Source organism: Mesorhizobium silamurunense, from assembly GCF_014843905.1.
In the GTDB taxonomy this organism is placed as follows: Bacteria; Pseudomonadota; Alphaproteobacteria; order Rhizobiales; family Rhizobiaceae; genus Mesorhizobium; species Mesorhizobium silamurunense.
Window position 1 is genome coordinate 1 of record NZ_LPVS01000256.1, and the last position, 15,060, is coordinate 15,060.

Annotated in this window: 15 protein-coding genes; 4 read left to right on the top strand and 11 right to left on the bottom strand. The window is 65.8% G+C overall.

The features are described from left to right. Positions 1–174: 174 nt before the first annotated feature. Together AU465_RS34915 and AU465_RS34920 are read right to left on the bottom strand one after the other, a co-directional pair. Positions 175–429 carry a hypothetical protein gene (locus AU465_RS34915; protein WP_192257865.1) on the bottom strand — a complete coding sequence of 85 codons (255 nt, stop codon included), beginning with the start codon at positions 427–429 and terminating at the stop codon, positions 175–177. Positions 430–531: 102 nt separating this feature from the next. Then, a complete protein-coding gene (locus AU465_RS34920; protein WP_192257867.1) occupies positions 532–1,284 on the bottom strand; it encodes an NYN domain-containing protein in 753 nt (250 codons plus the stop codon). Positions 1,285–1,487: 203 nt separating this feature from the next. Here AU465_RS34920 and AU465_RS34925 point away from each other — a divergent pair, with 203 nt between their 5' ends. The 3 genes from AU465_RS34925 to AU465_RS34935 all read left to right on the top strand — a co-directional run bounded on the left by AU465_RS34925 (position 1,488) and on the right by AU465_RS34935 (position 3,785). After that, positions 1,488–2,981, top strand: coding sequence for a helicase HerA domain-containing protein (locus tag AU465_RS34925; protein ID WP_192257869.1), 1,494 nt, complete (start codon positions 1,488–1,490; stop codon positions 2,979–2,981). Positions 2,982–3,191: 210 nt separating this feature from the next. After that, positions 3,192–3,323, top strand: coding sequence for a cytochrome bd-I oxidase subunit CydX (cydX, locus tag AU465_RS34930; protein ID WP_192257871.1), 132 nt, complete (start codon positions 3,192–3,194; stop codon positions 3,321–3,323). 75 nt (positions 3,324–3,398) lie between these two features. Then, positions 3,399–3,785: a hemerythrin domain-containing protein gene (locus AU465_RS34935; protein WP_192257873.1), complete on the top strand. Its 387-nt coding sequence runs from the start codon at positions 3,399–3,401 to the stop codon at positions 3,783–3,785. Positions 3,786–3,800: 15 nt separating this feature from the next. Here the strand turns inward: AU465_RS34935 and AU465_RS34940 are convergent, their stop codons facing one another. The 9 genes from AU465_RS34940 to AU465_RS34980 form a co-directional block, all read right to left on the bottom strand. Continuing rightward, positions 3,801–4,523 carry a Crp/Fnr family transcriptional regulator gene (locus AU465_RS34940; protein WP_312891359.1) on the bottom strand — a complete coding sequence of 241 codons (723 nt, stop codon included), beginning with the start codon at positions 4,521–4,523 and terminating at the stop codon, positions 3,801–3,803. Between the two features lie 88 nt (positions 4,524–4,611). Continuing rightward, the gene (locus AU465_RS34945; protein ID WP_192257875.1) at positions 4,612–5,598 is read right to left on the bottom strand and encodes an ABC transporter permease; all 987 of its coding nucleotides are present in this window, start codon (positions 5,596–5,598) and stop codon (positions 4,612–4,614) included. After that, a complete protein-coding gene (locus AU465_RS34950) occupies positions 5,595–6,581 on the bottom strand; it encodes an ABC transporter permease (RefSeq protein WP_192257877.1) in 987 nt (328 codons plus the stop codon). Before AU465_RS34950 ends, AU465_RS34945 begins: the two co-directional genes overlap by 4 nt. Then, positions 6,578–8,125, bottom strand: coding sequence for a sugar ABC transporter ATP-binding protein (locus tag AU465_RS34955; protein WP_192257879.1), 1,548 nt, complete (start codon positions 8,123–8,125; stop codon positions 6,578–6,580). The genes AU465_RS34950 and AU465_RS34955 overlap by 4 nt, the downstream gene beginning before the upstream one ends. Before the next feature lie 236 nt (positions 8,126–8,361). Continuing rightward, entirely contained in the window at positions 8,362–9,396 is a 1,035-nt protein-coding gene (locus AU465_RS34960; protein WP_192257881.1) for an ABC transporter substrate-binding protein, read from the bottom strand. Between the two features lie 75 nt (positions 9,397–9,471). Next, positions 9,472–10,386 (bottom strand): sugar phosphate isomerase/epimerase family protein, encoded by a 915-nt coding sequence (locus AU465_RS34965; protein ID WP_192257883.1) that lies wholly within the window; start codon positions 10,384–10,386, stop codon positions 9,472–9,474. Positions 10,387–10,405: 19 nt separating this feature from the next. Continuing rightward, a complete protein-coding gene (locus AU465_RS34970) occupies positions 10,406–11,956 on the bottom strand; it encodes a mannitol dehydrogenase family protein (RefSeq protein WP_192257885.1) in 1,551 nt (516 codons plus the stop codon). Beyond that, on the bottom strand, positions 11,932–12,714 hold the full coding sequence (locus AU465_RS34975) for an SDR family oxidoreductase (RefSeq protein WP_192257887.1): 783 nt from the start codon (positions 12,712–12,714) through the stop codon (positions 11,932–11,934). Before AU465_RS34975 ends, AU465_RS34970 begins: the two co-directional genes overlap by 25 nt. A 71-nt stretch (positions 12,715–12,785) precedes the next feature. Beyond that, a complete protein-coding gene (locus AU465_RS34980) occupies positions 12,786–13,691 on the bottom strand; it encodes a MurR/RpiR family transcriptional regulator (protein WP_192257889.1) in 906 nt (301 codons plus the stop codon). A gap of 183 nt (positions 13,692–13,874) precedes the next feature. Here AU465_RS34980 and AU465_RS34985 point away from each other — a divergent pair, with 183 nt between their 5' ends. Next, positions 13,875–15,059 (top strand): Gfo/Idh/MocA family protein, encoded by a 1,185-nt coding sequence (locus tag AU465_RS34985; RefSeq protein ID WP_192257891.1) that lies wholly within the window; start codon positions 13,875–13,877, stop codon positions 15,057–15,059. The last annotated feature ends 1 nt before the right edge of the window (position 15,060 follow it).

Here is a 15,060-nt window from a genome sequence, read left to right on the forward strand (position 1 = left end):
CCGGCCGAAGCATCATGACATGAGAGTGGCGTGGCAGTTAAGGCTACGGCCTTCAAGTACGCTCCGCTCCGGTTCTCGGAAGTCACCTTTTTCGGCTCGGCCTGACCTGAATCTCAACAAACCCTAGAGCGCGATGACCCCGAACCCTGCAGGCAAATGCGTTCGGAGGGCAGCCTAGGACAGGCGCGGTAGCCGCTCATCGGGCGAGCGATGATCGAAGACGATACCCATGGTCTTACCAACGGCGGTCATGACGATCAGTTCGACCAGATGGTCGTCGCTGTCCTCGCAGGCGGGGTCCGATTGGCGGATGACGTCGAGCATCGCGCGGGTCGAGATGGTGTCGCCGGCGCGAAATTTCGAAAGGGCAAACGAAACAAGATCTTGCACCGTCAGATCCATGACGGGCACTTCCGAAGCGACGTTCATTAGCCTCCTCCTGCCATGAACCCTCTCCAGAAAGATGATACGCCAATGGCGGGATTGCGCCAGCGAAATGGTGGTCCGACCAGTTAGCGGAGCAGGCCTTGGTCAGCGCCCTTTCGCCCTGGACCTCGGCGAAGCCGGCTTGATCCTTATTCGCATCGTTCCGCCTTCGGGATGGTCGATGTCGAACGCGTTTGTCTTCCTCACAAGGTCGCTCAACTTGCGGAAGCCGAACGTTCTGGGGTCGAAGTCCGAAGCAAGGTTGGCAAGTTGGTTGCCAACCGCGCCGAGCGGCACCCAGCCGTCTTCGCTTTCCATCTGCGCGATAACCCTGGTGATGATCGGAGTGGCGGCGCTCGGCGGCTGCAGCGATTTCGTGGTTGAGACCGCGTCCGGGGTGTTTGCCGGCGACATTGGCAGCAGGTTTTCCGTGTAGACAAATCTGCGGCATGCCTGGCGAAAGCTCTCCGGCGTCTTCTGCTCGCCAAACCCGTACACGTCGACGCCCTCTTCCCGGATGCGCGAGGCAAGACGGGTGAAATCGCTGTCGGACGACACCAGGCAGAAGCCGTCGAAGCGACCGCTGTGAAGCAGGTCCATTGCATCGATGACCAATGTGATGTCGGACGCGTTCTTGCCCGCGGTGTAGGCGAATTGCTGTTGCGGGATGATCGCGTGCTTGGACAACACGTCGGTCCAAGCCTTCGAACGAGCGCTGGAAAAGTCGCCATAGATGCGACGGACGCTTGCCTCGCCGATCTTGGCAATCTCCTCGAAAAGCCCATCGACAATTCTGGCCGAAGCATTGTCTGCGTCGATCAGTACCGCAAGCCGTGGAGAACGCTGTTCAGCTGGCACGATTGCTTCCATCTTTGTTGTCGACACAGCAGATGTAGCGGAATCTAGCCGCCAACGATACGACCGTCGAGGATACAAGCCGATAGCGTCGGCACTTGCGCACCGAGTAGCTGTGCGAACACCGGGCGGCCGGCGATTGCACACTCGACGCACGGCGATCGGGTTGATAACCCGATCCGGCGCAGGGAGACTTCTGAGTCGACATGACGGTTGCAATCGAGATGGGGCAGACGACGGCGGGTGCGCCGGCGGCCCTCGACCTTGAGGAACTGCTGGCGACCCGCCTGCTGGTGCAAGGCAATTCGGGCTCGGGCAAGTCACATCTGCTGCGCCGTTTGCTCGAACAGAGCGCACCCTGGGTGCAGCAGACGATCATCGACCCCGAAGGCGATTTCGTCTCGCTCGGCGAGCGCTACGGCCATCTGGTGATCGATGCCGAGGAGCATACCGAGCGCGGCCTGCAGGCGGCCGGCGAGCGGGCGCGCATCCATCGCGTCTCGACGGTGCTCAACCTCGAAGGGCTCGACGCCGAGAACCAGATGCGGCGCGCCGCCGCCTTCCTCGGCGGCCTGTTCGAAGTCGCGCGCGACCATTGGTACCCGATGCTGGTGGTGGTCGACGAAGCTCAGCTCTTCGCGCCGGCCGCCGCCGGCGAGGTTTCCGACGAGGCGCGCAAGCTTTCCCTAGGCGCCATGACCAATTTGATGTGCCGCGGCCGCAAGCGCGGGCTTGCCGGCATCATCGCCACGCAACGGCTGGCCAAGCTCGCCAAGAACGTTGCGGCGGAAGCCTCCAACTTCCTGATGGGTCGGACTTTCCTCGACATCGACATGGCGCGCGCGGCCGACCTGCTCGGCATGGAGCGCCGGCAGGCGGAAGCGTTTCGCGACTTGGAGCGGGGGCATTTCATGGCGCTCGGGCCCGCATTGTCGCGCCGCCCGCTAAGCCTGCGGATCGGCTCGACGGAGACCAGCCCACGCAACGGCACGCCGCGGCTGATGCCGCTGCCGGAAGCAACGCTCGAGGATGCGCGCTCGATCATCCTGGCGGCGCCGCCGCCGGAGAGCGCCCGTCCGCAGCGCCGGCCCTCGCCGGACCTGCTCGATCAGCTCATGGCGGCCAAGGCTGCTCCGTTGGACATCCGCCCGGAACCGGCCGAGCCGCAGCCGAGCGCCGAAGACCTCGCCGAGCGGCGTGAGCGGATGGACCGCATCCTGCGCGCCATCCTGGCCGAGCCCGACGCCGGGTTCCGCGTCATCGGCGTGCTCTACCAGGAGTTCGTGGTCCGCTGCCGCATCGAGGCCCTTGCCTCGGTGGTGCCCGACCTTTCGGAATTCCGCCGCATGCTGACGCGCGCCCGTGCCGGCGTCGGCTCCGACATGGCGGAGGACGATGCATGGCGGGATGTTTCGGTGCGCGCCTCGCTTCTGCCGGAGGACATGCAGGGCGTGTTCATGATGATCGCGAGGGCCGCCAAGGAAGGCTGGCCCTGCCCGAGCGACGCGACGATCGCCCGCGCCTATGGCTCGCATTCGTTGCGCCGCGCGCGCCGGCTGCTCGACTATATCGAGGAGCAGGGCCTCATCGTCTGCCAGATCGACGGCACCGGCCGCCGCACGGTGACGCTGGTCGAACTTGCCTGGGCGACGGCGCCGGGCGATCCGAATGCGGAAGAGCAGGACAGCTCAGCGGCCTGACTAAAGCGTGTCGCGTGAGATTCACGCGACACGCTTCAAGTTTTTGATTTCAAGATGTCTTTGTCCCGAAACCGGTCCCACTTTCGGGAGACATGCTTTAAGGTTGCAACTCGATCGTGCGGGCGTCGCGAAGCGACGACGCGCGATGAGAGGAGATGACGACGATCCGGTCGGCTCGTCCGCCCGCTGATAGAAACCGGAGTTCTTGCCGTGTGGTATTTCGCCTGGGTCCTCGGCCTCCGACTGGTCGCCTCCGTCGGCATCCTCAACGCGCTCTGGTACGAGCTGCGCACCGTTCGCGAAGAGCCGATCGAAGATACCGTCGCCCTGCCCACGCCTTGAGCCTGGACGGAGGAGCCACCATGACGGGCGCAAAGCCGGAGCCGTTCCGCAATCCGGCCGACATGAAGCGCGCATATGCAGATGCTTGCGCTCTGCCATATGCTGGAAGGCATCGCCGACGACCTGCCGTCGCGGGTCGACCGCCTGCAGTGTCTGGCGGTGGCGGCGGACCTGTTGCCGCTGCTGCGTGAGTGCCACCGCTTCGAGGAAGACGTCGTCTTTCCCGCCTTCGCGCGGCAAACGGGCGGCGAGGAGATCGTGGCGCGGCTTAAGCTCGAGCACATGGAGGACGATTGCGCGGCGGCGGACCTCGGCGAGGCGCTGCTTGCCTGCGGCCATGGCCGGCCGATCGAGAACCCGGAGGCTTTCGGCTACATGCTGCGGGCGCTGTTCAAATCGATGCGCCGCCACATCGCCTTCGAACGCGACCATGTGCTGCCCGAGGTTCTCGGCCGCCGATAAAGCGTAGTGCCGGGATCAGTCGCCGGCGCGTGCCGCGAGACGCTGGATGTCGTCGACCATGACGTGACGGTTGTTCTCGACGCGGATCACCTTCTCGCCGCGCAGGCGGGTGATCTGCCGGCTCACCGTCTCCACGGTGAGCCCCAGAAAATCCGCGATTTCCGCGCGCGACAGCGGCAGGTCGAAAGAAGCGCCGCGGCGCTCGGGACCTGCGACGGGATCGATGTTGCGCGCGATCATCAGAAGGAAGCTGGCGATCTTCTCGGCGGCGGTCTTGCGGCCGAGCGTCACCATCCAGTCGCGCGCCTGGTCGAGCTCGCGCAGCTTTTGTTCGAGCAGGCGATGCTCAAGGTCCGGCTGCTCCTTCATCATGCGCTCCAGCGCCTGGCGCGGGAACGAGCACAGCTCGACGTCGGTCGCGGCCTCGGCGGTCAGCGTGCTCTCGGCCTGGAAGGGTCTGCCGAGGAAGTCGGGAGCGAACTGGAGGCCGACGATCTGCTGGCGGCCATCGGAAAGCGTCTTGGTCAGCTTCACGACACCCGAAAGCACGTTGGAGAAGCGATCGACGCTTCCCACATCGCTGACCAGTTCCCTACCGGTCTCGGCCTTGTGCCGTTTCGTCGACTTGGAAAGCGTCACCAATTGATCGGGGTTGAGCGCACCGCATATGCCGCGATGCCGCGCTTCGCATGAAACGCATAGGACCGGGATGCCCGTCGTGTGAATGTCTTCGCGCACGATGGAACACCTATAGTGTTCCCGCTGTCCGCCAGCAACGCATGGCAGGGCGCGATAGCGTCGCAGCCAGCATCCGCTTCCTGACTTCCTACCGGTCCTCGATGATCCTCAAATACGCTGCGGTCACGAACAGGACGATGAAGCCGAAAAGGATGCGGCGGCCGCCTTCGGGCATGTGCAGAATGGTGAGCAGCGTCGTCAGCACGGTCAGGATCAGCGCGCCGATGATGGTGCCCATATAGCCGCCGCGGCCGCCGAAGATCGAGGTGCCGCCGATCACGGCCGCCGCCACCGAGGGCAGCACCAGCGGCTCGGCGAGCGAGAGCGACGGCGCCTTGATCAGGCCGATATAGAGCAGTCCGGTGATGCCGGCGAGCAGGCTGGAGATGACGTAGAGCGCCGTGACCACCTGCCAGTAGCGGACACCTGAGAGTCTCGCCGCGTGCTCATTGTCGCCGACGGCATAGAGCAGGCGGCCGAAGCCGGTGCGGTTGAGCGTGAAGACGATCAGCACCGCCACCGGCACGAACAGGAAGAGCGCGTTGGGGAAGCCGTAGGTGAGGCCGGTGCCCAGCCAGTTGAGGAAATCCGGGATCCTGGCGCCGGAGGCGATCACGGTGCGCTGGTAGACCTGCAGGAAGCCGGTGCCGATCAGGCTGGTGCCGAGCGTCATGATCAGCGGATGGACACGGAAGACGCCGACGCCGATGCCGTTGACGAGGCCGATCAGCAACGCCGGCAGCATGGCGAGGACGCATGCCACCGCCGGATCCTGGTTGACGATCTGGGTCGCCATGATGAAGGCGCTCATCGTCGCCACCGTGCCGACGGAGAGATCGATGCCGCCGGTGAGCATGGTCATGGTCTGGCAGCCGGCGAGGATCGCCAGCGGAATGGCGAACTTCGCCGTGTTGGCGATCCAGCGCTCGTTGACGATGCCGGGGCGCAGGATCTGCAGGATCATCACCAGGATGACGAGCAGGATGATCAACGGAATGATTGGACGGTCCGCCATGAAGCGCTTCAAGCGGCGGCCGAAGGGGGCCGGCTGGGGCAAGGTCGCGCTGTTCGTCATGGCGTTGCTCCTGCCGGGCGGCCTCGGATGGTGATGAAAGCGCCGAACATCACGACGGCGACCATGATTGCGCCCTCGATGATGGCCGTGACGTTGGGGTCGATAGCGAGAAGCGTGAGGTCGGTGCGCACCAGCCTGAGCACGAAGACGGCGATGATCGGCCCGAGCAGGCCGCCCTTGCCGCCGCCGAGCGCGACGCCGCCCAGCACCACCGCGGCGACACTGGCGAGCAGATAGGGGCCGGGGATCGGCGCGCCGATGCCGGTGCTGATGGTGAGCGAAAGGCCGCCGAGCGCGCCGAACAGGCCAGAGAGCGCATAGGCGACGATCCTCGTGCGCGCCACCGGCACGCCGCTGCGGAAGGCGGCGAGCTCGTTGCTGCCGATGGCGTAGATGGAGAGCCCGAGGCGCGAGCGCCGGAGCGGGATCCAGACGATGAAGAGGCAGACGACGAGCAGCACCAGCGCCTTTGGAACCCAGGCATCGGCCCAATCCGGCAGGTAGGGGATCGGCATGGTGCCGACGACGGTTGCCTTCAGCCACTCGGCGGCGGCACCGCCGGGCGCGTCGAGCACCAGCAGCGCCGCCCCCTGCAGCACGAACAGCGTGGCCAAAGTGACGACGATATCCGGCACGCGGGTGATAACGATGAGGAAGCCGTTGAGCGCGCCAAGCACCAGCCCCATGGCCAGCACGAAGGGCACGACGAAGAATGCGTATTCCTCGCTGGCGCCGTTCATCATCGAGGCGGCGGTGACGCTGGTCAGCGCCATCATGGCGGCGACGGAGAGATCGATGCCGCCGGCAATGACGACGACGGTTTGCGCCGCCACTGCAAAAGCGTAGGGCAAAACTGCCCGCGCGAGCGAGCCGAAGTCGCCGCTGCCGTAGCCCGGCTGGATCAGCTTGGTGATGACGAACAGGAATACGAGCAGGGCGAACAGGCCGGCGACCCAGCCCTGGCGCCGCAGGAAGCGGGTCATGGCGCGGCCTCCGTATCGGACGCGGGCCTGACGTCGGCAAGGATGCCGACATCCTCCCTGGCGCCGCGCGGCAGGCCGTAGGCCGCCCGCATCAGCGCCGGCTCGTCGGCCAGCTCGACCGGGAAGGTGTCGACGACGCGACCGCCGAAGATGACGATGACGCGGTCGCAGACACGCTGCACCTCCTCCAGTTCGGATGTGTAGAAGAGGACCGACTTGCCGAGGCCGGCGAGCTCGCGCAGCAATTTGTAGATCTCCTGCTTGGTGCCGACATCGATGCCACGTGTCGGGTCGAAGCAGAGGATGGTGCGGGCATCCGCCGCGATCCAGCGGGCGATGGTCACCTTCTGCTGGTTGCCGCCGGAAAGGCGCTGCACCTCCCCTTGCGCGCGGGTGTCGATCTGCAGCCGGCCAATGGCGCTGGAAACCACCATGCGCTCTCTGCGCGCCTTGATCGGCCCCCATTTGCGCGGTGCCGCGCTGAAGGGGAGCGCGATGTTCTCGCGCACCGAGCGCTGCATGGCGAGCGCCTCGGTGCGGTCGCCCGGGACATAGGCGATGCCGGCGCGGATGGCATCGCTCGGATGCGAGAATTTTACCGGTGCGCCATCGACAGCGATCGTGCCGCCGGCCGGCCGGATCGAGCCGGCGAGGGCGGCGAAGAGCTCGTCCTGGCCCTGGCCCTCGAGCGCGACGACGCCGGCCACTTCGCCATTGGCGAGATCGAAGGAGACGTCATGCAGTTTGGTGCCGAGCTGCAGGTTGCGGACCGAGAGCCGAGGGTGGCTGTCTTTGGCGGCTGGCGTCTCATTTGCCATCCGCGCGGCGGCGACGCTGGTCTTTTCGATGCGGGCGCCAAGCATCATTTCGACGATCTTTTCCTCGATGCCCGGCTCGATGTCGACGACGCCGACGGTGGCGCCGTCGCGCAACACCGTGGCTCGGTCGCACAGCGCCGAAATCTCGACGAAACGGTGCGAGATGAAGATGACCGAGCGGCCGCTGTCGCCCTGGCGGCGCACGACTTCCAACACCTTTTCGGCGAGGTTGGCGGGAAGTGCCGCCGTCATCTCGTCGAGCAGCAGCACGTCGGGTTCGACGGCGAGCGCGCGCGCGAGGTCGAGCACGCGCAGCACGGCGAGTGGAATGTCACGCGCGGTCTCGCGTATGTCGAGATTGGGGATGCCAAGCTCGCGCACCCAGGCACGGAACGGCTCGACCGGCGTGCCGGTCAGCCGCAGGTTGGAAAGCACATTGAGGTCGGGGATCAGCGCCGGCTCCTGGTAGACCGGCAGCAGCCCGGCACGGCGCGCGGCGGCGGGCGAGCGCACGTCGCTGACCTCGCCGCGGATCAGGATGCGGCCGGCGTCCGCCCGGATTGCGCCGGTCAGGATCTTCACCAGCGTCGACTTGCCGGCGCCGTTGGCGCCCATCAGTGCATGGACTTCGCCCGGCAGCACCGATAGCGACGCATTGCGCAGCGCGGCAACCGCGCCGTAATTTTTCGCGACGCCAGTGGCGTCGAGGAGAGGGTTGCTGGTCAAAGCGTTCGGGTCTCGGGTTGTATGGCCTGTTTTGATGCAACAGTACGTCACGCTTGCACGGCGCATTGCAGAGCGGCCCCTTCTCCCCTTGTGGGAGAAGGTGGCCTCGCGAAGCGAGGTCGGATGAGGGGTGTTCCAGAAAACACCAACGCCTCATTCCTTCCAGCACCCCTCATCCGTCTCGGCGCTGCGCGCCGATCCACCTTCCCCCCGGGGGGGAAGGCGGAAGCCCAGACCTATTCGCCCGGGCCCTTGCAGGCGACGATCTGCTCCTTGGTATAGGTGGTCCAGTCCGGGATCGAGATCGAGACCGGCCATTCGGGGCTGAGCGACGGATCGGCGGCCGCCTTCAGCTTGGCCTTGCCCTCGTCGGTGGCGTTTTCCCAGAGCTGCGGCTCGACCAGGACGGTCTGCTGCGCCGGTTTCTTGCCGTCGAGGATCTGCAGCGCCAGCGTGACGCCGGCGCCGCCGATCGAGCCGGGGTTGGTGACGGCTGCGCCGACCAGATCTTTGACCGTGTTCAACTGGCCGACGAAACCGGCATTGTCGGCGCCGACCACCGGCACCATCGGCGCCTGCTGCTCGACGAGCGCGTCGACGATGACGTTGTCGATGCCGGAGGTCCAGATGCCGTTGATCGGCGTGCCGGTGGCGAGGAAGGAGAGGATCTGCTGCTTGCCCTGGTCCTGCTGCCAGCCGGTGAACACCTCCTGCGCGACCTTAACATCCGGGAATTCGGCCAGCGCCTTCTTGAAGCCTTTGTCGCGATCGCTGTCGGCGGAGGCGCCGGCGGCGCCGCGCATGTAGAGCACCTCGCCCTTGCTGCCCATCTGCTGGAACAGCCACTTGGCGCCGAGATAGGCATATTGTTCCTGGTTGTTGGAGATGATGTAGGCGGAAGGCTCGGTCACCGCCTGGTCGACGGCGACGACGACGATGCCGGCCTTGGTGGCTTCCTCGAGCCCAGCCTTGATGCCTGCCGGGTCGGCCGGGTTGACGACGATGGCGTTGACCTTGGCGCTGATCAGGTTGCGGATGTCCTCGAGCTGGCCGGCGGCGTCGGTGTTGCGGTGGGCGATGTTGAGCTTCGCCACCTCGCCGGAGGCAAGCGCCTGCGCCTTCATCGCGCAGATCATCTCCTCGCGCCAGCCATTGCCCTGTACGGTGTTGGAAATGCCGATCGTGTACTTGCCTTCGGCGGACGAGACGCCCACCGAGGCGAGCAGGGCAGCACCTGCAAGTAGTGGGGCCATGGTCATGTATTTCTTCATTTCAGTACTCCTCCACATTGACTGTCAGTTGCAGTTCTAGGGCTCCAATGCGATCGGAGCCAAGCCGTTGTTCCTTCATTTGACGAAGGGACGCAGCACGTCGCGGGCCAGCAGGAAACCGCGCTTCACCTTGTCGTCGCTCCCCTCGAACCGGCGGTCCTCATGCTCGATGATGACCGGACCGTCATACCCGGCCCGGTAGAGACCCGAAAAGATGGTGCTCCAGTTGATGTCGCCCAGCCCCGGCATGCGCGGCACCTGCCAGCCTATGCCGGCGGAAAGAATTCCGCGCTCGTACAAACCATCATGATCAATCATCAGGTCCTTGGCATGAACATGCAGCATGTGCGGGCCGAACTCGCGGATGAAGCGCTCCTTGTCGATCATCTGCCAGACGAGATGCGAGGGGTCGAAATTCATGCCGACATCGCCGCCCCAGGCCTCCAGGATGCGGCGCCAGACATAAGGCGAGTAGGCGATGTTGTGCCCGCCCGGCCATTCGTCATAGCTGAAGATCATCGGGCAATTCTCGAAGGCGAGCCTGACGCCGTGCTCGCGGGCGTGGGCGATGATCGAGGGCCAGATTTCTTGCGCGGTTTCCCAGTTGGCGTCGACGGTCTTCGAGGCGTCGCCGCCGCAGAAGGTGTTGACCAGAGAGACCCCCATGCGGCTCGCCAGCACGATCACCTTCTTCAGGTGATCGATCACGGCCTCGCGATGCGCCGGATCGGGGTGTAGGGGATTGGGGTAGAAGCCGAGGCCGGAGATCGTCAGGCCCTTGCCGGCAAGCTCGGCGGCGATGTCCTTCGCTTCCGAGGCGGAGGTGCCGGCGGCGTCGATATGGCTGGTGCCGGCGTAGCGGCGGCCGGCGCCGGAAGCTTTCGGCCAGCAGGCGATCTCAAGCGCCTCGAAGCCGACCGAACGCGCCCAGCCGGCGACCTCACCGAGCGGCGTATCCGGAAACGGTGCGGTGAGCAGTCCAAGCTTCATAGTCCCTCCCAGCTCCTAACTATGCAGATCGGGCCGGCTGCTTCAACCGGACATCTGTTGGCTCAGCGCAGACTTGTCCGACAAAGCCCATCGGGTCGTCCGAAAGCAGGCCTTCGAGAGCGGCGATGACGTGCGCGCGGAATGTGGCGTCGGCGGCAAGCGCCGGATCGAAGACGGCATCGATGGCGAGGATCGCATCGGTGAGGGCCTTGCTGTCCGCGCCAATACGATCGGCAATGGCCGCGATCTTTTCGGCAAAGGGGTCGGACACCGGCCAGGCGCGGCCGAAACGCGCGGAAGCCTTGACCAGATAGGCCATCCAGCCGGCGACGGGCACCGACAAAAGCGCGATGCTTTCGCCCTTCGCCAGGCGGTCGCGGATCGGGTTGAGCAGGCGCTGCGCGATCTTCTGCGAGCCGTCCGTGGCGATCTGGTGATTGCGGTGGCGGATCGCCGTGTTGGTGAGGCGCGCAAGGCTTTGCTCGACATAGGCCGGCGGCGAAATGCCGGGAACCGGCATCAGCGTCGGCAGCGTCTCTTCGCTCAGCATGCGGCGGACGAAGGTGGCAAGAACCGGGTCGGCCATGGCGTCCGATGTGTGCTCGAAGCCGCCGAGCACGCCCAGATAGGAAAGCGTCGTCTGGGCGCCGTTCAGCACCCGCATCTTGAGATGCTCGAACGGCGTGACGTCGTCGACGAAGGTCGCGCCGACACGGTCCCAGCGCGGCACGAGACCGGCGAAACGGTTCTCTATCACCCATTGGCGGAAGCGTTCGCCGACGACGACGGCGCTGTCGCGATAGCCGAAGCGCCCCTCCACGATATCGATATCGGCCTCTGTCGTCGCCGGCGCGATGCGATCGACCATGGCCGAGGGGAAGGCGACACTGGCTTCGATCCAGTCCGCCAGTCCGCTGCCGCGCCGTTCGGCGAAAGTCCGCACGACATTGCCGAGAATGGTGCCGTTGGCCGGGATGTTGTCGCAGGACAGCAGCGTCACCGGCCGGCCATGCGAGACCATGCGCAGCTCAAGCGCCCGTGCCAGGATGCCGGGCACGCTGCGCGGCGTCTGCGGGTTGGCGAGATCGTGGACGATGTCGGGGTGGTCGAGGTCGAGCGCGCCGCTCGAGGGGATGTGGCAATAGCCCTTCTCGGTCACCGTCATGGTGACCATCCCGATGTCGGGCGAGGAAAGCACTTCGAGCGCCGGGAAGGCGTCGTCCTGGCTGTCGACGACGCGCACGATGCTGCCGATGACGCGGGCCTCGACCTTGTCGTTCTGGCGGATCAGCCGCGTGTAGAGACCGCCTTGCCGGCCAAGCGTCTGGCCAAGCAAAGGCGGGCGGATGTTGATGCCGACCAGTCCCCAGCGGTCGAAATCCGTTGCCAGAAGGTCGTCGGTGTATTCGGCCTGGTGGCAGCGGTGGAAGGCGCCGACGCCGATATGCGCGATGCCCGGCTTGAGCGCCGCGCGGTCGTAGGCTGGAGTGCCCACCTCCGGCGGCAAGCGGCCGAGCAAGGCGGGGTCGAGGCGCCCGGCGGCGCTCACCGGTTCGCTCCGACCACCCATTGCTCCTGGTCGATCAGCGCGCCGGTCATCGGGCCGGCCGCGTCGGAGAGCAGGAAGATGGCGAGGTTGGCGATGTCGTTCACCGAGAACAGCCGGCCGAAGGGTTGCGCGGCGTTGGCGGCGTCGAGCCAGCCCGGGCCATGGCCAAGCGTTTCGGCCTGCATGACGCGTTCGGCCGGAGTGTCGGTCCAGCCGACATTGATGCCGTTGACGCGGATGCGGTCGAAGCGATGGGCGTTGGCGGCGTTCTTGGTCAGCGTTGCCAGCGCGCCTTTGGTGGCGGAATAGACAGCAAGCTCGGGGGAACCGCAATGCGCATTGATCGACAGGATGTTGACGATGGCGCCGCCCTGTCCGCGCTTCTTCATGTCGGCGATGGCCGCCTGCATCAGGAAGAAAGGCGCGCGGGCGTTGGCGGCGAACAATGGTTCCCAGTGGTCAAGGCCGGCGTCGACGAAGGAGGCGCGGTCGGTCAGAGCCCCTGCATTGACCAGGCCGTCGATGCGGCCGAAGCGCTCGATGCATGCCCCGGCAAGCAGCGCAGGAGTCTCCGGGTCGCCGAGGTCGGCGGCGACGAAAGCGGCAGGCGCGCCGATCGCCGCCAGTTCTGCCGCGACAGCGTCGCCGCGTTGCCGGTTACGGCCAGTGACCAGCAGACCTTCGGCGCCGGAGCGTGCAGCCGTCTCGGCGATCGCACGGCCAATGCCTTGCGTCGCGCCGGTGACCAGCACCACCTTGCCGTCGAGCCGAACCTCCATTCCTCCTCCCGGAATAAAGTTTCTATTTTTTCAAATATGGAAGGATAGTTCCCTGTAGTCAACCGTGCCGGTCAGCCTGTCCGGCGCGCGACGATGCCGTGGACCAAAGCCATGCCGACGGCCAGCGAAGCGGCCAGCGAGCGGAAGCCGGCGAAATCCTGTTCCACCACCTCCAGCCAGGTGTCCGAAAGTTTCACCAGCGGCGAAAAGGTGCTGTCGGTGATGGCGACGATGCATGCCCCGCGCTCATGCGCGACGGCGACCAGGTCGGGCGTGATCGAATTGTAGGGGCTGAAGGAGACGGCGAGCACCGCGTCGCGCCGGCTTATGCAGCCGACCTGGTCGAACGCGGTCGAGCCGACATTGTCGACCAGCACGTTGCGCACGCCTTGTTGCGACAGCGTCAGCGACAGATAGGCAGTGACGGGGAAAGCGCGCTTGCTGCCGATGACGTAGATCAGTTCGGCTCCCGCAAGCAGGTCGACCATCTTTTCGAAACTGTCGGTATCGAAACCGCTGCCGATGCGGCCGAGCGAGGCCTGCGAAGCGCCGACCATGCCGTTGAGGAAATGCAGATTGGCGTTGGGTTCTGCCGCAGGCTCTTGGCTGCCCTGCTGGCGCCCTTCCGGCCAGGACCCTTTCATGTGGTCCTTGAACAGGCCCTGGAAATCGGAAAATCCGGCATAGCCGAAGATCTGCGCGAAGCGCACCAGGGTCGAGGGCTGCACGCCGGCCTGGTCCGCCACCTGGGCAATCGTGCCGAGCGCAACGTCGCTCGGATGCTGCCACAGGAAGATGGCGACCTGGCGAAGCCGCTTCGGGAAATGCACGGTGCCGGAGGACAGCACGGCGCGCAGCTCTTCATAGGTCTGTGGTTTGGTGTAGCCGAACGCTGCCAGAGAACGGCTGCGTTTTCTCGCCGCCGTCTCCAGGCTGTGCGGAGACGGCTCATCGGCTGCTTTGCGACGGCCGCTCATACGACGTACTCATTGACGGCTTGGAACATCCGAACCCTTCCTCCGGATGCGGCCCATCGACCGGGCCACGGGCAAACGCTATCGCGGCACAAGAGTTTTACAAAACGAAAAATAGAAATATCATTCGAAAAGTTACGGCGGCGGCGCTCACAACTGATCGACATTGAGGGAGGAAATCGAAACGTGGTCTATGCAACCGCCGACGGAACCTCGCGCAAACGCCTGACGGTCGGCATGGTCGGCGGTGGTCGCAACGCCTTCATCGGTGCTGTGCATCGCCTCGCCATGCGGCTCGACGACCAGATTTCGCTCGTCGCGGGCGCGCTTTCCTCGGATCCCGAAAATGCCGCGACCTCTGCCGCCGAGATCGGCATCGCGCCCGAGCGCAGCTATGCCGATTACCACGCCATGGCGAAAGCCGAAGCGGCGCGGCCTGACGGCATAGAGGCGGTGGTCATCGTCACGCCCAACCACCTGCATGCGCCGATCGCCACTGCCTTCCTCGAGGCCGGCATCGACGTCATCTGCGACAAGCCGCTGTCGATGACGCTTGCCGAGGCCGAAGCGCTGGTGGCACTGACGCGCGCGAAGAAGCGCCGCTTCGTCGTCACGCTCAACAATACCGGCTACGCCATGGTGCGGCAGGCGCGCGAGATGGTGGCGGCGGGCGCGCTCGGCCGCATCGTTTCCGTGCATGGCGCCTATATCCAGGACTGGCTGACGCAGCCGATCGACGCACAAGGACAGAAGCAGGCCGAATGGCGCACCGACCCGGCGCGCGCCGGGCAATCGGCGGTGCTGGCCGACATCGGCGTGCACGCCTTCAACCTGGCGAGCTTCATTTCCGGCTTCGAGGCCGAGGCGGTTTCGGCAGACCTCTTCACCGCCGTGCCCGGACGGCGGCTCGACGACAATGCGCATGTGCTGGTGCGCTGGAATGGCGGCGCGCGGGGCACCATCCTCGCCAGCCAGACCTCGCCCGGCCATTACAACGACCTCTCGGTGCGCATCTATGGCGACAAGGCCGGGCTCGAATGGTCGGGCACGCGGCCGGAGGAACTGCGCTTCTCGCCCTATGGCGAGGAGACCCGCATATTGGTGCGCGGCGGCCACGGCTCGGCGGCGGAAGCCCGGCGCGTGTCCCGCATGCCGGCCGCGCACCCGGAAGGCTACATCGAGGCCTTCGCCAATTTCTACCGCGACGCCGCCGACATCATCCGGGCGCATCGCTCGGGCGGAACGGTCGACGCCGCGCGCGTGGCGCAGGTGCCCGACGTGGTCGACGGCGCGCGCGGCGTGAAGTTCGTGGCGGCGGCGGTGGAGTCGAACGCCGCCGGCGGTGCGTGGACGCCGGCAAGGTTTGGGTGAG